At 70.9% G+C, this 18,564-nt stretch carries 16 protein-coding genes and 1 pseudogene; 11 read left to right on the top strand and 6 right to left on the bottom strand.

Going from position 1 to position 18,564, the window contains the following annotated elements; genetic code table 11:
• The first annotated feature begins 154 nt into the window (after positions 1 to 154).
• Positions 155 to 1,654, top strand: coding sequence for an APC family permease (locus O7543_RS02290; protein ID WP_281550399.1), 1,500 nt, complete (start codon positions 155 to 157; stop codon positions 1,652 to 1,654).
• A 163-nt stretch (positions 1,655 to 1,817) separates the two neighbouring features.
• On the opposite strand, the gene O7543_RS02285 is transcribed toward O7543_RS02290, so the two are convergent.
• Positions 1,818 to 2,150 carry a hypothetical protein gene (locus O7543_RS02285; RefSeq protein WP_123602407.1) on the bottom strand — a complete coding sequence of 111 codons (333 nt, stop codon included), beginning with the start codon at positions 2,148 to 2,150 and terminating at the stop codon, positions 1,818 to 1,820.
• Between the two features lie 194 nt (positions 2,151 to 2,344).
• Positions 2,345 to 3,325 carry a heme o synthase gene (locus O7543_RS02280; RefSeq protein WP_281550400.1) on the bottom strand — a complete coding sequence of 327 codons (981 nt, stop codon included), beginning with the start codon at positions 3,323 to 3,325 and terminating at the stop codon, positions 2,345 to 2,347.
• Between the two features lie 313 nt (positions 3,326 to 3,638).
• On the opposite strand from O7543_RS02280, the gene tkt reads away from it, so the two are divergent.
• From tkt to pgl, 6 genes are read left to right on the top strand one after another with little or no spacing between them, the layout of a single operon-like run.
• Positions 3,639 to 5,774: a transketolase gene (gene tkt / locus O7543_RS02275; protein WP_281550401.1), complete on the top strand. Its 2,136-nt coding sequence runs from the start codon at positions 3,639 to 3,641 to the stop codon at positions 5,772 to 5,774.
• Between the two features lie 11 nt (positions 5,775 to 5,785).
• Positions 5,786 to 6,964: a transaldolase gene (gene tal, locus O7543_RS02270; protein WP_281550402.1), complete on the top strand. Its 1,179-nt coding sequence runs from the start codon at positions 5,786 to 5,788 to the stop codon at positions 6,962 to 6,964.
• Complete coding sequence (locus O7543_RS02265; protein WP_281550403.1) at positions 6,961 to 8,610, top strand: glucose-6-phosphate isomerase; 1,650 nt, start codon at positions 6,961 to 6,963, stop codon at positions 8,608 to 8,610. Before tal ends, O7543_RS02265 begins: the two co-directional genes overlap by 4 nt.
• A gap of 36 nt (positions 8,611 to 8,646) precedes the next feature.
• Positions 8,647 to 10,161 (top strand): glucose-6-phosphate dehydrogenase, encoded by a 1,515-nt coding sequence (gene zwf / locus O7543_RS02260; RefSeq protein ID WP_281550404.1) that lies wholly within the window; start codon positions 8,647 to 8,649, stop codon positions 10,159 to 10,161.
• Entirely contained in the window at positions 10,158 to 11,186 is a 1,029-nt protein-coding gene (locus O7543_RS02255) for a glucose-6-phosphate dehydrogenase assembly protein OpcA (RefSeq protein ID WP_281550405.1), read from the top strand. Before zwf ends, O7543_RS02255 begins: the two co-directional genes overlap by 4 nt.
• Positions 11,187 to 11,197: 11 nt before the next feature.
• Positions 11,198 to 11,956, top strand: coding sequence for a 6-phosphogluconolactonase (gene pgl, locus O7543_RS02250; protein ID WP_281555616.1), 759 nt, complete (start codon positions 11,198 to 11,200; stop codon positions 11,954 to 11,956).
• A gap of 89 nt (positions 11,957 to 12,045) precedes the next feature.
• Here pgl and O7543_RS02245 read toward each other — a convergent pair whose 3' ends face one another.
• Positions 12,046 to 12,720, bottom strand: coding sequence for a TOPRIM nucleotidyl transferase/hydrolase domain-containing protein (locus O7543_RS02245; RefSeq protein ID WP_281550406.1), 675 nt, complete (start codon positions 12,718 to 12,720; stop codon positions 12,046 to 12,048).
• 202 nt (positions 12,721 to 12,922) lie between these two features.
• On the opposite strand from O7543_RS02245, the gene O7543_RS02240 reads away from it, so the two are divergent.
• Both O7543_RS02240 and O7543_RS02235 read left to right on the top strand, forming a co-directional pair.
• Positions 12,923 to 13,909: a beta-1,3-glucanase family protein gene (locus O7543_RS02240; RefSeq protein WP_281550407.1), complete on the top strand. Its 987-nt coding sequence runs from the start codon at positions 12,923 to 12,925 to the stop codon at positions 13,907 to 13,909.
• 143 nt (positions 13,910 to 14,052) lie between these two features.
• Positions 14,053 to 14,286 carry a hypothetical protein gene (locus O7543_RS02235; RefSeq protein ID WP_281550408.1) on the top strand — a complete coding sequence of 78 codons (234 nt, stop codon included), beginning with the start codon at positions 14,053 to 14,055 and terminating at the stop codon, positions 14,284 to 14,286.
• Between the two features lie 268 nt (positions 14,287 to 14,554).
• Here O7543_RS02235 and O7543_RS02230 read toward each other — a convergent pair whose 3' ends face one another.
• The gene (locus O7543_RS02230; RefSeq protein WP_281550409.1) at positions 14,555 to 15,343 is read right to left on the bottom strand and encodes an alpha/beta hydrolase; all 789 of its coding nucleotides are present in this window, start codon (positions 15,341 to 15,343) and stop codon (positions 14,555 to 14,557) included.
• 104 nt (positions 15,344 to 15,447) lie between these two features.
• Between O7543_RS02230 and O7543_RS02225 the strand changes: the two genes are divergently transcribed.
• Positions 15,448 to 15,951 (top strand): NUDIX domain-containing protein, encoded by a 504-nt coding sequence (locus O7543_RS02225; protein ID WP_281550410.1) that lies wholly within the window; start codon positions 15,448 to 15,450, stop codon positions 15,949 to 15,951.
• Here O7543_RS02225 and O7543_RS02220 read toward each other — a convergent pair.
• Positions 15,932 to 16,333, bottom strand: a complete 402-nt coding sequence (locus O7543_RS02220) for a type II toxin-antitoxin system HicB family antitoxin (protein WP_281550411.1) — start codon at positions 16,331 to 16,333, stop codon at positions 15,932 to 15,934. The two genes, O7543_RS02225 and O7543_RS02220, sit on opposite strands and share 20 nt — an antisense overlap.
• A gap of 415 nt (positions 16,334 to 16,748) precedes the next feature.
• On the opposite strand from O7543_RS02220, the pseudogene O7543_RS02210 reads away from it, so the two are divergent.
• Positions 16,749 to 17,553: pseudogene (locus tag O7543_RS02210) on the top strand (phosphotransferase).
• 31 nt (positions 17,554 to 17,584) lie between these two features.
• Here the strand turns inward: O7543_RS02210 and O7543_RS02205 are convergent.
• On the bottom strand, positions 17,585 to 18,559 hold the full coding sequence (locus O7543_RS02205) for an aminoglycoside phosphotransferase family protein (RefSeq protein ID WP_281550414.1): 975 nt from the start codon (positions 18,557 to 18,559) through the stop codon (positions 17,585 to 17,587).
• Between the last annotated feature and the right edge of the window lie 5 nt (positions 18,560 to 18,564).

Below are 18,564 nucleotides of genomic sequence, written 5' to 3'. Positions count from 1 at the left end.
GGCGCGGCAGTGACGGTCCCCCCGTGCCGTGGCTGCCGCGCCCCTGGTCGGTTCCCTGCCTGGACCAGACCCGCGTAGCGGCACCCCGGACGATCCTCCGTCACCGCACGCGCACTCCCGCGTTTTCCTGACTGACCACTTTCGGAGCTCCCGCGTGTCTACCTTCCGTACGAGCCGGTCCGGCACCGTCGCCGCGACGTTGGCCCGGTCCCGCCTGGGCGTACCCCAGGTGTTGTTCTTCGTTCTCGCCGCCGCCGCGCCGCTGACCGTGGTGGCCGGCGGCGCCAGCACCGGCTATGCCGTCACCGGCACCACCGCGGTGCCGGTCGCCTACCTGCTCATCGCGGTGGTGATGGCGGTCTTCGCCGTCGGCTACGTGGCGATGAGCCGGCACGTCGTCAACGCCGGCGCGATGTACAGCTACGTCGCGCACGGTCTCGGCCGGATCCCCGGCATCGCGGCGGCGTTCGTCGCCGTCGTCGCGTACAACGCGATGCAGATCGGGCTGTACGGCGCTTTCGGCGTGGTTGCCGCCGAGGTACTCGCCGTCGCCGGTGCCACCGTGCCGTGGTGGCTCTGCGCGCTGGCCGGCTGGGCCCTGGTGACCGTACTCGGCCTGGCCCGCGTCGACCTCAACGGCCGGATCCTGGCTGGCCTGCTGCTGGCCGAGCTCGCGGTCATCATCGGCTACAGCATCGTCATGGTCGGCCACCCCGCCGACGGTGCCGCCGTCGCGGGTCTCGACCCCCGCCAGCTGCTCACCCCAGGGGTGGCGGCGATGCTGGTCGGCGGCATAGCCGGTTTCGTCGGTGTCGAGGCCGGCACGGTGTTCGCCGAGGAGACCCGTGATCCGCGTCGTACGGTCGCCCGGGCCACCTACTTCGCGGTGACGATCGCCGGAGTGTGCTACGCGGGTTCCGCCTGGGCGATGGCGGTGGCGGCCGGCCCGAACGACGTCGTCGCCCAAGCCCGCGAGTACGGCACCGAACTGATGTTCGTGCTGGTCGACCCGCACATCGGCACGACGCTCGTGGACGCCGGCCGGTTGTTGTTCCTGACCAGCCTGTTCGCCGCGCTGCTCGCGTTCCACAACACCGTTGCCCGGTACCTGTTCGCCCTCGGGCGGGAACGGGTGCTGCCGGCGGCGCTCGGCCGGACGAACCGGCGGACCGGCGCGCCGAAGCTCGGCTCGCTGGTGCAGAGCGGGCTCGCCGTCGCGGTGATCGTGGGGTACGCGGCGACCGGGCTGGATCCCATCACCCACCTGTTCTTCTGGGTGACCGTCACCGGTGGGCTCGGCGTGCTGATCCTGATGACCGTGACCTCACTCGCGGTGATCGGCTACTTCCGCCGCGACCCGCGTGGCGAGTCGGCCTGGCGACGACTGGTCGCGCCGGGCGCGGCCACCGGCGCGCTCGGGCTGATCCTCGTCGGCACCGTCACCAGCTTCGGTGACCTGCTCGGCATCGGCGCGTCCCCGCTGCGCTGGTGGTTCCCGGCCGGGTACGCCCTGGCCGCGCTGGCCGGCGTCGGTTGGGCGCTCTGGCTGCGTACCAGGCGTCCGCAGACGTACCGGACGATCGGCTGGGGCGCCGACAGCGGCACCGCCCAACCGGTGCCGCCGGCACCCGTCCGGCCGTCGGCCCGCGTCTAACCGCTGTCCAGCTGGATGTCCAGCCGCGGTTGCGGCGGCGGACAACGAGCGAGACCCGGGCGGTACGCCCGGGTCTCGCTCGGCTCTGTTCCTCCAGCTGACAGACCGCTCGTCCAGTCACGCAACTGGTCGTCGTTCGTTGTGCAGGACGGGAAAGGGCTGGTCAGCGCGCCAGACTGCGACGCGACATCGACCGCCACAGGTCGTTGCTGGGCCGCATCTGATCCATCAGCTCCCGCTCCCACTCGTTCTCGATCTCGACCCCCGCCTTGAGGCAGGCGGCGCGGGCCACGTCGGTGCCGTCAGCGAACTGGTCGCCCCAGGCGCCGTCCTCCCCCACCAGGACGATCCGTGCGCCACGCTTGCCGACATACTCGATGACCGCCTTCGCGCCGCCGTGGCCAGCGGCGAAGGACCGGATGCCGGCGACCAGACCAGAGGGGGCGTCCCCCGGGACGGATTCGGTCGCCAGCGTCGTATCGGAACCATCTGCCATACGCGAAGCGTAAGCAGAGCGACGACCTTTCGCCGATCAGATGTCGGCTTTTTGTGACTCCAATCATCCGTGGGTTTAAGAAGTCCCACAGATGATTGATGGTGATTTCAGTGTCCAAAAAGGGACAAATTCCAGCACGAAAAGCGGCAAACGCGACAGAAGTTTCGAGACCTGGACGGGACGGGACCCCGGCGTCAGACCAGCGCGTCCAACGCCACAGCAACGAAGAGCACCGTGAGGTAGGTCGTCGACCAGTGGAACAGCCGCATCGGCTGGACCGGCAGACCACGCCCGGACCGGCGCTGCAGCCGGTGAGCCTCCAACAGGAAGACGACCCCGACCACCACCGCCGGGACCGCGTAGATCAATGACATGCCCAACGGCCAGACCAGCACCGACGACCCGACCGTCAACCAACTGAACAGTACGATCTCCACGCCGACCCGACGTTCGGAGGCCACCACCGGCAGCATCGGGATCCCGGCCCGCGCGTAGTCCACCTTGTACTTGATCGCCAACGCGTAGAAGTGCGGCAGCTGCCAGAAGAACACCACGGCGAACAGTGCCCAGGCCACCGGGGCCAGGCCGCCGGTCACCGCCGCCCAGCCGATCAGCACCGGAGCGGCGCCGCAGACACCACCCCAGAACGTGTTCTGTGGCGTCGTACGCTTCAACCACAGCGTGTAGACGAGGTCGTAGTAGGCGATCGCCGCCAGGGTCAGCCCGGTGGCGAGCCAGTTGGTGAAGACCGCCATCAGCGCCACCGAGCTCACCGCGAGCACCAACCCGAAGATCAGCGCGTGCCTGGGGCTGACCACGTGGTTCGGCAGCGGCCGACGCTTCGTCCGGCGCATCAGCTGGTCGATGTCCCGGTCGATGAAGCAGTTCAACGCGTTCGCCGCACCGGCGGCCAGGGTGCCGCCGACCAGCACCACCGCCACCAGCCCGAGCGACGGCAGGCCACCGGCCGCGACCATCATCGTCGGTACGGTCGTGACCAGCAGCAGCTCGATGATCCGCGGCTTGGTGAGCGACACGTATGCCCGGACCACAGCCAGCAGGTCGGGCACGGCCACCGGCCCTGGGTCCGCCGCTGTGCCGGGCACCTGGTCCGCTTCGGCGACGGACCTGACCCGCGCCCGGTCATGGGCGGGGCGCTCGGTGACCATGCTCACGGGCTGCACCTTCCGGCGTCGGCGGCGGGTGACCTTCAACTGGCGGCGACCTGCGGGCCGACGCGCCTCCGACAGCGTACGCGCAGGTATTTTGCCTGCCCGGCCGACCCGTCACCGGTGCTCGTCGTCACACTCGGCAGGCTTTTCACCGGCCACGATGCGTATCCCCCGGTGCCCGATCGTCGGGTCCGACGATCGGGCACGACCCTGGACGACCATCCGGTTGTCGAGATCGGCGGGCGCACCGTGAACCCTGCTCGATAGGGTCGTGACGAGGGTTCCGCCTACCTGCTGGACGAGGAGCACACCCACCGTGGCTGCAACACCAACCGATGCCCCCCTGAACTGGTCCGACCTCGACCGCCGCGCGGTCGACACCGCACGCGTGCTGGCCGCCGACGCCGTAGAGAAATCCGGCAACGGCCATCCGGGCACCGCGATGAGCCTCGCTCCCGCGGCGTACCTGCTGTTCAACCGGGTCATGCGGCACGACCCGAGCGACCCGGGCTGGGCCGGCCGGGACCGGTTCGTCCTCTCCGCCGGGCACTCCAGTCTCACCCTGTACATCCAACTCTTCTTCTCCGGTTACGGGCTGAGCCTGGACGACCTCAAGGCGTTGCGGCAATGGGGATCGCTGACCCCTGGACACCCGGAGCACGGCCACACCCGGGGAGTGGAGACCACCACCGGTCCGCTCGGCCAAGGGCTGGCCAACGGGGTCGGCATGGCGATGGCCGCCCGCCGGGAACGCGGACTGCTCGACCCGGACGCCGCGCCCGGCGAGTCGGTCTTCGACCACAACATCTGGGTGATCGCCTCCGACGGTGACATCGAAGAGGGCATCACCCACGAGGCCAGCGCCCTGGCCGGGCACCAGAAGCTCGGCAACCTGACCGTCGTCTACGACGACAACCAGATCTCCATCGAGGACGACACCCGGATCGCGCTCAGCGAGGACGTCGCCGCCCGGTACGCCGCGTACGGCTGGCACGTGCAGACCGTCGACTGGCGGGCGGGCGCGGCCGGCGACGGCGAGTACCACGAGGACGTCGAGGCGCTGTACGCGGCGCTGACCGCCGCCCGTGCGGAGACCGACCGCCCGTCGTTCATCGCGCTGCGCACCATCATCGGCTGGCCGGCACCGAAGAAGCAGAACACCGGCAAGATCCACGGCTCGGCGCTCGGCGCCGACGAGGTCGCCGCCACCAAGGAGATCCTCGGCCTCGACCCCAACCAGCACTTCGCGGTCGACGACAAGGTCCTCGCCCACATCCGCGAGGTGCTCGACCGGGGCCGGCAGGCACACGCCAAGTGGACCGAGAAGTACGACGCCTGGGCGCAGGCCAACCCGGAGCGCAAGGCGCTGCACGACCGGCTCGCCACCCGTACCCTGCCGACCGGCTGGACCGACGCGCTGCCGGACTGGCCGGCGGACCCCAAGGGGGTCGCCACCCGGGCCGCCTCGGGCAAGGTGCTGACCGCGCTCGCCGCCGAGCTGCCGGAGCTGTGGGGCGGCTCGGCCGACCTGGCGGAGAGCAACAACACCACGATGAAGGGCGAGCCGTCGTTCGTCCCGGCCGAGTACGCCACCAAGGAGTTCCCCGGCCATGAGTACGGCCGCACCCTGCACTTCGGCATCCGCGAACACGCCATGGGGGCGATCCTCAACGGCATCGCGCTGCACGGCGGCACCCGCCCGTACGGCGGCACGTTCCTGGTGTTCAGCGACTACATGCGCCCGGCGGTGCGGCTGGCCGCGCTGATGAAACTCCCGGTGGTCTACGTCTGGACGCACGACTCGATCGGGCTCGGCGAGGACGGCCCCACCCACCAGCCGATCGAGCACCTGTCGGCGCTGCGGGCCATCCCCGGACTGGACGTGGTCCGCCCGGCCGACGCCAACGAGACCGCCTGGGCGTGGCGGGTCGCCCTGGAGCACACCGACCGGCCCACCGCGCTGGCGCTGACCCGGCAGGCGGTGCCGGTCATCGACCGGGGCACCTACGCCTCGGCCGAAGGGGTCCGCAAGGGCGGCTACGTGCTGGCTGACGCCGGCAACGCCCAACCGCAGGTGATCCTGATGGGCTCGGGGTCCGAGGTGCAACTGCTGCTCACCGCCCGGGAACGCCTCGAAGCCGAAGGCGTCGCCACCCGGGTCGTCTCGATGCCGTGCCAGGAATGGTTCACCGAGCAGGACGAGGCATACCGCGAATCGGTGCTGCCGCGCGGGGTCAAGGCCCGGGTCAGCGTCGAGGCCGGCATCGGCATGTCCTGGCGTGGCCTGGTCGGCGACTGCGGCGAGTCGGTCAGCATTGAACACTACGGGGCCAGCGCCCCGTACCAGGTGCTGTTCGAGCAGTTCGGCTTCACCGCCGACGCCGTGGTCGCGGCGGCGCACGCGTCGCTGACCCGGGTCGGCGCCATCACCGGCACCACCACCGGAAACTGAGGAGGCTCCAGATGACGGACCGATTGGGAAAGCTGACCGCCGCAGGCGTGGCGGTCTGGCTCGACGACCTGTCCCGGCAACGGCTCAGCACCGGCAACCTGGACCAACTGCGCCGGGAGAAGCACGTCGCCGGCGTGACCACCAACCCGACCATCTTCGCCGCCGCGCTCGCCGACGCCGACGAGTACAACTGGCAGCTGCGTGACCTGGCCGCCCGGGGCGTCAGCGTGGACGAGGCGGTCCGGATGCTCACCACCTACGACGTGCGGTGGGGCTGCGACGTGATGCGCCCGGCGTACGAAACCAGCGGCGGCGTCGACGGCCGGGTGTCGATCGAGGTCGACCCGCGGCTGGCGTACCGCACTGCGGAGACCGTCGCCGAGGCGAAGGCGCTGTGGTGGCTGGTCGACCGGCCGAACCTGTTCATCAAGATCCCGGCGACCGAGGCCGGGCTACCGGCGATCACCGCCACCCTGGCCGAGGGGATCAGCGTCAACGTGACCCTGATCTTCTCGCTGGACCGCTACAGCGCGGTGATGGACGCCTTCCTCGCCGGTCTGGAGCAGGCGAAGGCCAACGGCCACGACCTGACCACCATCGGCTCGGTCGCTTCGTTCTTCGTCTCCCGGGTGGACACCGAGATCGACAAGCGCCTCGACAAGATCGGCAGCGACCAGGCCAAGGCGCTCAAGGGCAAGGCCGCCGTGGCGAACGCGCAGCTGGCGTACGAGCGGTACGCGGAAGTCTTCTCCTCGGACCGCTGGCAGGCCCTGGCCGACGCCGGCGCCCACCCGCAGCGCCCGCTGTGGGCCTCCACCTCGACGAAGAACCCGGCCTACCGGGACGTCATCTACGTCGAGGAGCTGATCGCCCCCGGCACGGTCAACACCATGCCGGAGTCGGTGGTGCACGCCTACGCCGACCACGGCGAGACCCGGGGCGACACGGTCACCGGCTCGTACCCGGCCGCCCGGCAGGTGCTCGACGACCTGATCGCCGTCGGCGTCGACCTCGACGACGTGGTCAAGACCCTGGAGTCTGAGGGGGTGAGCAAGTTCGAGGCCAGCTGGCAGGAGCTGCTCGACGGGGTCCGCTCGTCGCTGGACGCGGCCGCGGCCGGCGCCGGTGAGCCGAACGCGGCCGCGAGCGGGCACGCCGCCGCGGCCAAGCAGGCCGGAGGTAACGCATGAGCGACTTCTTCGACGGCGGGGTCGAGGCCGCGGCCGGGCTGAGCGTGTACGGGGCCGACGCGGTCGACGCCTCGGCCGCCTCGTCGACCCGGGGCGCGCTGGTCGGCGACGAGGTGCCCGGCTCACTCGCCCGCAAGGACCCGACGCTGTGGGGCCCGGACGCCGAGGCCGAGGCGAAGATTCGGCTCGGCTGGCTGGACACCTTCACCCGCAGCCGGGACCTGCTGCCGCAGCTCGCCGAACTGCAGGCCGAGCTGGGCGACCTGGACCACGTGGTGCTGGCCGGGATGGGCGGGTCGTCGCTGGCTCCCGAGGTCATCTCGCTCACCGTCGGCAAGCCGGTCACCGTGCTGGACACCACCGACCCGCACCAGGTGCGGGCGGCGCTCGGCGACCGACTGGACCGGACCGTCGTGGTGGTGGCCAGCAAGTCCGGCGGCACCGTGGAGACCGACAGCCACCGTCGCGCGTACTGGCAGGCGTTCCTCGACTCAGGGCTGAGCGAGGCCGAGGCGGGGCGGCGGTTCGTCATCGTCACCGATCCCGGCTCGCCGCTGGCCACCACCGCCGAGGAGATGGGCGCCACCGTGGTGCTCGCCGACCCGGAGGTCGGCGGACGGTACTCGGCGCTGACCGCGTTCGGTCTGGTCCCGTCGGCGCTGGCCGGCGTGGACGTGGTCGAGCTGCTCGACCAGGCCGAGCAGCTGTCCGCCGCGCTCGGCGGCGACCGGGACAACCCGGGGCTGGCGCTCGGCGCGGCGCTCGGTGCGGCGGCGACCACCGGCCGGGACAAGGTCGCGCTGGTCTCCGACGGCACCGGCATCGAAGGGCTCGGCGACTGGATCGAGCAGCTGATCGCCGAGTCGACCGGCAAGGACGGCATCGGCATCCTGCCGGTGGTCGTCGAGGCACCGGACGCCCCCGGCGCCGCCGGCCCGGACGTGCTCACCGTCACCTACGGCGGTGCCGGCCAACCGGGCGGGGTGCCCGGCGGCGGGGTCCGCCCCGACCTGGCGGTCAACGGACCGCTCGGCGCGCAGTTCCTGGTCTGGGAGTACGCGACGGCGGTCGCCGGCCGGGTGCTCGGCATCGACCCGTTCAACCAGCCCAACGTCACCGAGTCGAAGGAGAACACCAACCGGATTTTGGCGGCCGGGCCGCCGGCCGAGGCACCGTCGTTCGTCGATGGATCCATCGAGGTGTACGGGCCGGACGGCGTACCGGGTGAGCTGGTCGGCGCGCTGCGCTGGCTGATCGACGGCGTCGGCACCGACGGATACCTCGCGGTGATGGCCTACCTGGACCGGTTCGGCGACGCCGACGCGGCCGGGATTCGGCCACTGCTGGCGGCCGCCGCCGGCCGGCCGGTCACCTTCGGCTGGGGGCCGCGGTTCCTGCACTCCACCGGGCAGTACCACAAGGGCGGGCCGCAGGTCGGCGCGTTCCTGCAGATCACCGGTGCGGTCACCGACGACCTGCCGGTGCCCGGTCGCCCGTACAGCTTCGGTGAGCTGCAGGCGGCGCAGGCCGCCGGTGACCGTGAGGCGCTCGCCGGGCGGGGCCGGCCGCTGCTGCGGCTGCACCTGACCGATCGGGCCGCCGGCGTCGCCCAACTCCTGGACACGATTCGAAACCTGCCCAGCTGACAATTGGTCCGGAGGAAAACGGACTGAGGAGGCGACGTGAACCCCCTGCGCGACCCGCAGGACCGGCGGCTGCCGCGCATCCCGGAGCCCTGCGCTCTGGTGATTTTCGGTGTCACCGGTGATCTGGCTCGCAAGAAACTACTCCCCGGCATCTACGACCTGGCCAACCGAGGGCTGCTGCCACCCGGCTTCGTGGTGCTCGGCTTCGCCCGGCGGGACTGGACCGACGGCGACTTCGAGTCGCTGGCCCACGACTCGGCCAAGGAGTACGCGCGTACCCCGTGGCGTGAGGAGGTCTGGTCCCGCCTGGCCGGCAACATCAAGTTCGTCGGCGGCTCGTTCGACGACGACGCCGCGTTCGACAAGCTGTCGGCCTGCCTGGACGGGCTGCGCGAATCGCACGGCATCCACGGCAACGCCGCGTTCTACTTCTCCATCCCGCCGTCGGCGTTCCCGCAGGTGCTCAAGCAGCTGGCCCGCACCGGCATGGCCGACAACGAGCGGTGCGGCGGCTGGCGTCGGGTGGTGGTGGAGAAGCCGTTTGGCTACGACCTGCCGTCGGCGAAGTCGCTCAACGACCTGGTCGACGACGTGTTCACCCGTGACGATGTGTTCCGCATCGACCACTATCTGGGCAAGGAGACCGTCCAGAACATCATGGCGCTGCGGTTCGCCAACAACCTGTTCGAGCCGCTGTGGAACTCCAAGTACGTCGACTCGGTGCAGATCACCATGGCCGAGGACGTCGGCATCGGCAGCCGGGCCGGCTTCTACGACGCCACCGGCGCCGCCCGTGACGTGGTGCAGAACCATCTGCTGCAGCTGCTGGCCCTGGTCACCATGGAGGAGCCGACCAGCTTCGACGCCGCCGAGATCCGGGCGGAGAAGCTGAAGGTGCTGCGGGCGATCAGCCTGCCCGACGACGTGGCCGCCGGCACCGTCCGCGGTCAGTACCTGAAGGGCTGGGTGGCCGGGCAGCGGGCCGTCGGCTACCTGGAGGAGCCGAACGTGCCGGCCGACTCGACCACCGAGACGTACGTGGCGATGCGGCTGGGCATTCAGAACCGCCGGTGGGCCGGGGTGCCGTTCTATCTGCGCGCCGGAAAGCGGTTGCCGCGGCGGGTGACCGAGGTGGCGGTGATGTTCAAGGCCGCACCGCACCTGCCGTTCAACGGCACCGACGTGGAGATGCTCAGCAACAACCAGCTGGTCATCCGGGTGCAGCCCGACGAGGGCGTGGTGCTCAAGTTCGGCGCCAAGGTGCCGGGCACCACCATGGAGGTCCGCGACATCGCGATGGACTTCCAGTACGGCGAGGCGTTCACCGAGGCCAGCCCGGAGGCGTACGAGCGGTTGGTGCTCGACGTGCTGATCGGCGACCGCACCCTGTTCCCCGACGCCGCCGAGGTGGAGCAGAGCTGGCGGGTGATCGACCCTCTCGAAGAGGCCTGGGAGGGCACCCGGCCGGAGCCGTACCGGTCCGGCGAGTGGGGTCCGCGGGCCGCCGACGAGATGCTGGCCCGCGAGGGCCGGTCCTGGAGGAGAGCATGATCAGCCTGTGGGACACCACCGGCAACGAGGTGGTCAAGGCCCTGGCCGCCGAGCGGCGCAGCGCCGGCGGCGTGGCCAGCGGAATGGCGCTGACCCTGATCGTGGTGGTCGACGAGAAGCGGGTACGCGAGGCGGAGGCGGCGGCCACCATCGCCGCCGCAGCCCACCCGTGCCGGCTGCTCGTGGTGGTCCGCTCCGACATCGACCGCAAGGTCAGCCGGCTCGACGCCGAAGTGGTCGTCGGCGGCCGGCTCGGGCCGTGCGAGGCGGTCGTCATGCGTACCTCCGGCCGGCTGGCGCTGCACGCCGAGTCGGTGGTGATGCCGCTGCTGGTGCCGGACGTACCGGTGGTGACCTGGTGGCACGGCGAGCCGCCGGAGCAGATCGCCAACGACTACCTGGGGGTGGTCGCCGACCGGCGGATCACCGACTCGGCGCAGGCCCCCAACCCGGTGCAGGCGCTGCTGCAACGGGCGGTCGACTACGCGTCGGGCGACACCGATCTGGCGTGGACCCGGATCACCCCGTGGCGCACCCTGGTCGCCGGGGCGTTCGACACCACCGACGCGCAGATCACCGGCGCCACGGTGACCGCGCCCCGGGCCGACCCGACGGCCGCCTTGATGATCAGCTGGCTGGCGGCCCGGCTCGGCATCACGCCGCGCTGGGAGGAGACCAGCGCGTTCCCCCGGATGCGGTCGGTGGAGCTGCGCTGCGCCAACGGTGACGGGCTGAGCCTGGTCCGCGAGGACAGTTCGGCGATGTTCACCCGGACCGGGCAGCCGGAGCGGCAGATGCCGCTGGTGCGTCGACCGCTCGGCGAAGAGCTCGCCGAGGAGCTGCGGCGGCTCGACGCCGACCAGGTCTACTCCGAGGCGCTGGGCACCCTGGCCGGGCTGCCGGAGCTGTCCTCCCGGCCCGCCAAGCGGGTGCACATCTGGAAGGACCCGGCGAAGGCCACGGGGCCGGCAGCCGGCACCGACCCGGCGGTCGTCGCGGCCGGTCCGGCACGGAGCGGCTCGTGAGCGGCCCCGGCATGCTCGTCGTGCACCCGGACGCCACCGTGCTGGCCAGCGCGGTGGCGTCCCGGCTCGTCGTCCGGCTGATCGACGCCCAGGCCGAGCGGGGCGAAGCGGCGGTGGTGCTGACCGGCGGGCGGGTCGCGGCGGCCGTGCTGCGCGCGGTCGGCGAACTGCCGGCCCGGCAGGCGGTCGACTGGTCCCGGGTGGACGTCTGGTGGGGTGACGAGCGGTTCCTGCCCGCCGGCGACCCGGACCGCAACGAGACCCAGGCCCGCGAGGCGCTGCTCGACGTACTGCCGCTCAATCCGCAGCGGGTGCACGCGATGCCCGCGTCGGACGGACCGGACGGCGACGATCCGGAGGCGGCCGCCGCCCGGTACGCCGCCGTCCTCGACCGGGTCGCCGGCCCGGGTACGGCCCCGCTGCCCCGGTTCGACGTGCTGATGCTCGGCGTCGGCGAGGACGGGCACGTGGCGTCGGTGTTCCCGGGGCATCCGGTCACCGGCGAGACCCGCCCGGTGGCGGCGGTACGGGACAGCCCGAAGCCGCCGCCGACCCGGATCACGCTGACCCTGTCCACCATCAACACCGCCGACGAGGTGTGGCTGGTCGCCGCCGGGGCGGACAAGGCGGCGGCGGTCGGCGGGGCGTACGGCGGCAGCGACCCGGTCGCGGTGCCGGCCTGCGGGGTACGCGGCGTGCGCCGTACCTGGTGGCTGCTCGACCAGGCAGCCGCCGCCGAGGTGGCGATGACGGCAGCAGCGGCCGACTGACCGGGCCTTGCGTTTCAGTGGCCGCCGGACGTCGCCGTCCGGCGGCCACTTCGGTCCGACGGCCGCTTCAGTCCGGTCCGACGGCCGCTTCAGTCCGGTCTGACGAAGGCGAGCAGCCGGTCGAGAGGTCGTGGCAGGGTGTCGCGGGCAATGGCCGCCTCGACGAGCAGCCGGGCGTAGCGTGACTTGCGGCGCGAGCCGCTGCCCATGAACCGGCGCAGCTGCGCTGCGGGTCGCCGGTCGCGCCAGGCGGGCTGGCCCTGCAGCGTACGGAACGATCCGAGGTCGCCCTGGGAGTACAGGACGGCCTCGACCGTTTCGACGCCCATCGCACGGATCAGTTCGTCCTCCAGGTCGTCGACGCAGACGAAGAACCCGAGATCCGCCAGATCGATCGGCGTCCGAGGCGCGCCGACGCCGGCGGCGACCAGCCCGCGCCGGACGATGTCCGCCTCGGCGAGGTCGCACAGCCCGGCGAGCCGTACCCGCGACCGCTGTGGACCGAGGCCGGCCAGGAACCGGCCGGTGGCATGTGCTCCACCGATCGGCACGACCGCCACCCGTTCCGCGTCGAGGTCCCGGCCACGGCCGGCCGCGGCCGTCTCCACCGCGATCTGGTCGCTGACACCTTCGACGAGCACCAGGGCGACGGCACGGTCGATCTTCGCCAGCGCGTTGGCGGTCGCCCGGACCGGGGCGTCGGGACCGCTGGCGTAGCCGTCGAGCACCCGGCGGGCAAGCTCGCGGCGACGAGCGGCATCCATCGGCCGATCACCCGTCGCCATGACGGTCATCGTCGGGGACACCCGACCCCAGCGGCAACCGGATAACCGAGGTCGACACCCCCAGGTCACCACATCGCCGTACATCTATTGACAAACAGTGTTAGCAATAAGACCCTTCTCGGAGAGCGCTCTCTTACCCGTCCGACCGCCGACCGATCCCGACCGGAGGAGTCCCTCATGGTTGTCCGAAGAAGGCTGCTGGCCGTCGCAGCCGCCCTGCTCACCGCCGTCGACGGCCCCGGACGCGTCGATCGCCGGACCGGCCAACGGTGGCAGTACGACGGTCCGCTTCCCGCGCGGCTCCTCCGGCCGGGTCTACTTCTCCCTCGGTGAGAAGCTGAAGTTCTTCCTCACCCCGACCGGCCTGGTCCAGCCCGCCCCCTGGGCCGGCGGCGACCCCAACCGCGACATCCTGTTCAACTGGAGCGAGTTCACCTACAACGACGCCGGCCTGTGTCTCAACAGCTCGCAGGTGGACATGTTCGCGGTGCCGCACGCCGTCACCGTGACCGGCGCGGGCGGTGTCACCAAGCGCACCGGCGACGTTGTCGCGGGCGGCCGCAACGCGATCATCAACGGGATCCGCGCCCAGTCCGGCTGGGCCAACACCGTGCAGACCCGGGGCGACGGTACCGTGCTGCGGGTGCTGGCCCCCGGCAAGGCGGCCGGCGCCGGCCTGTTCAGCCCCACCTACCTCGACTCCTACATCACCTCGGCGTGGAACACCTACACCAGCCGGACGCTGACCGTCGTACCGTTCGGCGACCGCCCCGACATCCGCTACTACGGACGGACCTCCGGCCGGGTGATGACCTTCACCAACGGTGCCGGCCAGGTCGTCGCCTCGTTCAACCGGCCCTCGTCGGCGAGCGTGTGGGGCTGCGACGGTGACCTACCCGCCCCCAACGACCAGGTGGTCGGGCCGATCTCCCGTACGCTGTGCGCCGCGCTCAACCGGGGCACTCTGGACACCATCCACACCCAGCCCAGCCCCAACGCCGCCGAGTTCTACCGCAGCAACCCGACCAACCAGTACGCCCGGATCATCCACGCCAACATGCGCGACGGCAAGGCGTATGCGTTTGCCTTCGACGACGTCGGCGCGTTCGAGTCCCTCGTGCACGACGGCGACCCCCGCTCCGCCGGAGTGGTACTCAGCCCGTTCTGACCGAGCCCTCCCCTACCTCGGTCCGGGTGCGCCGGACCGTCGCCGGCGCACCCGTCCCCGGGTCGGACGCCTCTGGTGGGTCGACGGTTACCGTGGAAGCCAGCGGCACGATGTCGGCCGCAGCGGATGAAGTGGAGGCTGCGTTGACCGACACCGCAGAGCGGTCCCCAAAGGTGTTGGCGATCTCGTGGGGTCGGATGGATGTCGAAGGACTTGGGACCGGCAAGGACTTCATGCTCCACCCGGGCGGCGGCCGAGCCTGGGACTGGTCCGAGACCGGGACCAGGCACAGCCCGGGAATTCAACCCGAGGACGTCGAGGAACTGCTGCGCCACGGCGCGACCACGATCGTCCTGTCACGCGGTATGCAACTTTAGCTCCAGATCGACCCGCGCACCCTTGAGCTTCTCGACCGGCACGGCATCACGCCGTACATCGCCGAGACGACGCAAGCCGTGCAGCACTACAACGACCTGGCCGCGACACAGCCGGTCGGCGGCCTGTTCCTCTCGACCTGCTGACCAACGACATGGCGAGAACACCGCGCCTAGCATGATCCACTGCGCGCCACCGACACGACACGCCGACACCATGTCAGACCACGCGCATCCGATCGGCCACCGGCAGGAGCAGCGGGCTACCACCTCACCCGGCTGACCACAGCTGTTCGAGCACCTTGTTGACCACGTCGGGCTGCTCGCGGTGGGGCTCGTGCGCGGCACCGGGCACTCGCACCAGACGAGCACCGATCCGGTCAGCGACCGCCGCCGCAACCCTCTCCATCACCTGCGCCATGCCGGGCCGGTAGCCGCCAGGGACCGTGCCCCAGTTGCCGACGACCACCAGTTTCGCGAAAGCGGCATCCGTCAATGGTTGGGTCGCCAGGTCCGCGAGCCAACACGGACGTTCATTCAGGGCGGTCCGGGCCGCCCGCTCCAGCCAATCCGCCGGCTCCGGACGCGGCTGCCCAGCCGGGTAGACCAGGTCGAGATACTGCTGTGCGGTCCACCGGCGGGCACCAGACATAAATTCACGCGCGTCTTGCACCGCTGCGGCGACCACCGCATCGTCCGAGGCGACCTGGTGGGCGCACGGCTCGATGAGCGTCAACGACCGGACCAGGTTGGGCCGCGCCGCTGCGGCGATCATCGCCACCGTCCCGCCGTAGGAATGCCCGACCAGATGGACGCCGCCGGTCATCAGAGCGACCACGTCCCGCGCGTCAACGGCGTAGTCACTGGTTACCTGACCGTCGTCGAGGTCCGGACTGCGGCCGTAACCCCGTCGGTCCGGCAGCAGCACCCGCCGACGCCGGGCCAACGGCCGTTGCCGTTCGAACGCCGATGCAGCCCAGCTGAGCGTGCCGTGGATCAGAATCGCGGGTGCCGCTGCGGCCGGACCATCCCAGATCGTCACGTTCACCGGCGCACGCACGTGGAAACCGTACAGCGAGGGTGACGAAGTAATCACGGCCCTACATGGAGGGCGATCGTCACGGCAGACCGGTCATGTTTGTCGCGGCCGTGCACGATGTACTGATGAGGCCCTGCACACGGATCCGCGTCGCTGGATACGTCATCCGGACCACCGGCAGCGGTGCGCAACTCCTGGTCTTCGACCACATCGACTTCCCCGACGCCGGCACTCAGGTGCCCGCTGGCGGTGTGCAGCCCGGCGAGGAGCTACACGACGCGGTGCTTCGCGAAGTCGCCGAGGAGACCGGCCTGACCGACATAACCGTGGTCCGAGAGATCGGGAGCGAGGACAAGCCACATCCCGAGACCGGTCAACCTCGCCAGACCACCTACTTCCACCTGCAGGCCCCGGACTACACCCCCGATGCCTGGCAGCACACAGTGACCGGCATGGGGACGGACCGCAGGCTGCGGTTTACCTGCCGATTCGTCCCGCTGCCCCTGCGAGCCCACCTCGCCGATCACCAGGACGCGCTACTCGGCAGCATCGACCGTCGATGGACCACACGGACCGAACCCCCGCCCGCGTCAAGCCGGGCGACCGAACTTATGCCGCCGATGACGTAGGGGTAGTGGTGTTCCGTGCGGCGATCTGCGAAATACGTTGGGGTGACAGTCCGAGAAGTGCGCCTGCGTCCCGGACGGTATAGCCGTCACGTAGAAGCGCCAGCACCGCTGTTGCGGTCGCCCGTTCAGCCTTCTCGTCGGCGTCCTGGGCCGCCCGCCTGGCGTCCAGAGCTACCGAAACCATACCGGGAAGTTCAGGACGGACATCGACTTCTACCCTGTCCGGGTCGACGTCCAGCAGCAACGCGATCGCTTCTCGAGCCATCGCAGCGACCTGGTCGAGTCGCCGGGCCTGGGTGTGCACGCCCTTGAGTTCAGGCGCGCTGATGGCCCACCAGTTGCCGACCCGCCGGCAGACCACGGAGCAGGTCGTCACTTCCACCAGTCCTCCCCGAATTAATCGTCGAGATCGCTCATGGTGCCCCGTGCCGTGTATTCGTTGATTTCCCGATGTCGGAGTATCACAGACTTCTGGCCGCCGCACCGAAAGATTGAGTGACTTCCGCCTTCACGCAGTAGCTCGAATCCTGCCTACCCCGGCTGCGAGCCTAGCTGGATAGACAACTCAAGTAGACCGCGCTAGACGCCAACCCGGATCGCCGCTACGACCTGTCATCCGGGGCCTGCAGCGCCTGCCTGGGTTCAACAGGTGAAGAGCTGTGGCACTACTGTTACTCGCCGTGGACCACGTCGAGGTCGAGGTCACCGCAGAGCTGGTCCGGGGTCTGCTCCGCGACCAGTGTCCCGACCTCGCCGAGCGGCCGGTCCGGCTGGGCGCGCGCGGCTGGGACAACCAGATGTGGCGCCTCGGTGAGGATCTCGCCGTCCGGCTGCCGTGGGCGACCGGGTCGGCGGACGCGCTGCTGCGTAAGGAGTACGCCTGGCTGCCCACGCTGGCACCGCATCTACCGTTGCCGATCCCCGTACCACAGCGCCTCGGCGAGCCGTCCGTGCGGTTTCCTCGGCCATGGCTCGTCACCACCTGGGTGCCAGGTGCCCCCCGCCGACCGCGCCCCGGTCACGCGAGCCCGCGCGGCAGCTGAATCCCTGGCAGCGTTCCTGACCGCGCTGCACCGACCCGCTCCCAACAACGCGCCCACAGGCAGCGGCAGCGGCCGGGGCGGGCCGTTGACCGACCACACCGACCAGTTCACTAGCGGCCTCGCCGAAGTCACCGCACGCGGGCTGATCGACGACCCGGACGCCGTTCATGCTGTCTGGCAGGATGCGGTCACCGCACCCGGGTGGTCAGGTCCGGCGCTGTGGCTGCACGCCGACCTGCATCCGGCCAACGTTCTCACCGCCGACGGCACCATCTGCGGTGTCATCGACTTCGGCGACCTCTGTGCGGGCGATCCGGCGTACGACCTAGCTGCCGGCTGGATCCTGCTCCCGGACGACAGCATCGACCACTTCTTCGCGGCATACCAGCCGACGCCGGACGTCGCCACCAGGCGCCGGGCCCGTGGCTGGGCGATGGCCCGTGCACTGGGCGGCATCCTGATCGGCGACGCCGGGTTGCACGGCCGCCCCGGCGGCAAGCCGACCTGGGGTCCACCTGCCCGCGCCGCGCTGCGACGTCTCATCGCCACGATCGACTGATCGGCGGGTCGCCGCCGGCGAAACACTCCGGTCAGCCCTCGCGCAGCAGGGCGCGGGCGATGGCGCGGTCCGGCGCGCTGTGCCATGCCGTGGCACCGGCTCCGGACTCCCAGAGCAGGTTCTGCAGTACGCGACCCAGCGTCCAATCGACCGCCCGTTGCCGGTTGACACCCAGTATCTCGGTCATCAGGTCGAAGCGTCTGCGGACCGCACGCGGCACGTCGCCGGTGGCGACCACGTCGTCCCAGCGGTTGTGCAGCGCGGGGAGCAGCTCGAAGCAGGGATCTCCAGCTAGTGGTTTCGGGTCGATCGCCAGCCACGGCTCCCGAGCGCCGGACGCGGTCGGGTCGACCCCGAACGAGTCGGGCCGGGACGCGAGGACGTTGTCGTAGTGCAGATCCCAGTGCAGCAGTCGGTCACCGGCCTCCGGCAGCAGCTCCTGCACGGCCGCCGCGCAGCGCCGGATCAGCGGATGGTCGGCGGCGGGTAGCCGTACCAGCGCCTGCGGCACCCGGTCGAGCATCCCGGCGGCGACATCGGCGAGACGGCGGACGTCGGGCGGTGCGGCCACCGAGGTCAGCCGGGCGAGCAGCTGGCTGAGGATCCGCAGCGCGGCCAGGTCGTCGGGGACGACCGCCAGGGTACGGTCGGCGTCGAGTCGTTCCAGCAGCATCGTGCCGGAGCGCGCGTCGTGCCGCAGGAGGCGTACCGCGCCGTCGCCGCCCCAGGCCCGCAGCGCCGCCGGCTCGCCGACGGTCTCCTCGTCGATCGGCTGCACCTTCAGCATCGCCGGTGACCCGTCGCTCTGCACGACGGGCAGCACCAGGGCGATCGCTCCGCAGCTCGACGGCCCGTCGGGGCGCAGGCCCCACCTGTCCATGATGGTCGTGGCTAACTGCGGCAGCGCCGCGATCCAGGCCCGCCCGGCGTCGCCGAAGTACGTGGCGTGGGACGCCGCCAGCTGCGCCGGGACCAATAGGCCCGATCCGCCAGCGGCCACGCTCACCGCAG

Source organism: Solwaraspora sp. WMMA2080 (assembly GCF_027497395.1).
GTDB lineage: Bacteria > Actinomycetota > Actinomycetes > Mycobacteriales > Micromonosporaceae > Micromonospora_E.
Note: the sequence above shows the minus strand (reverse complement) of the source record. Positions and strands in the feature narration are given on the sequence as shown.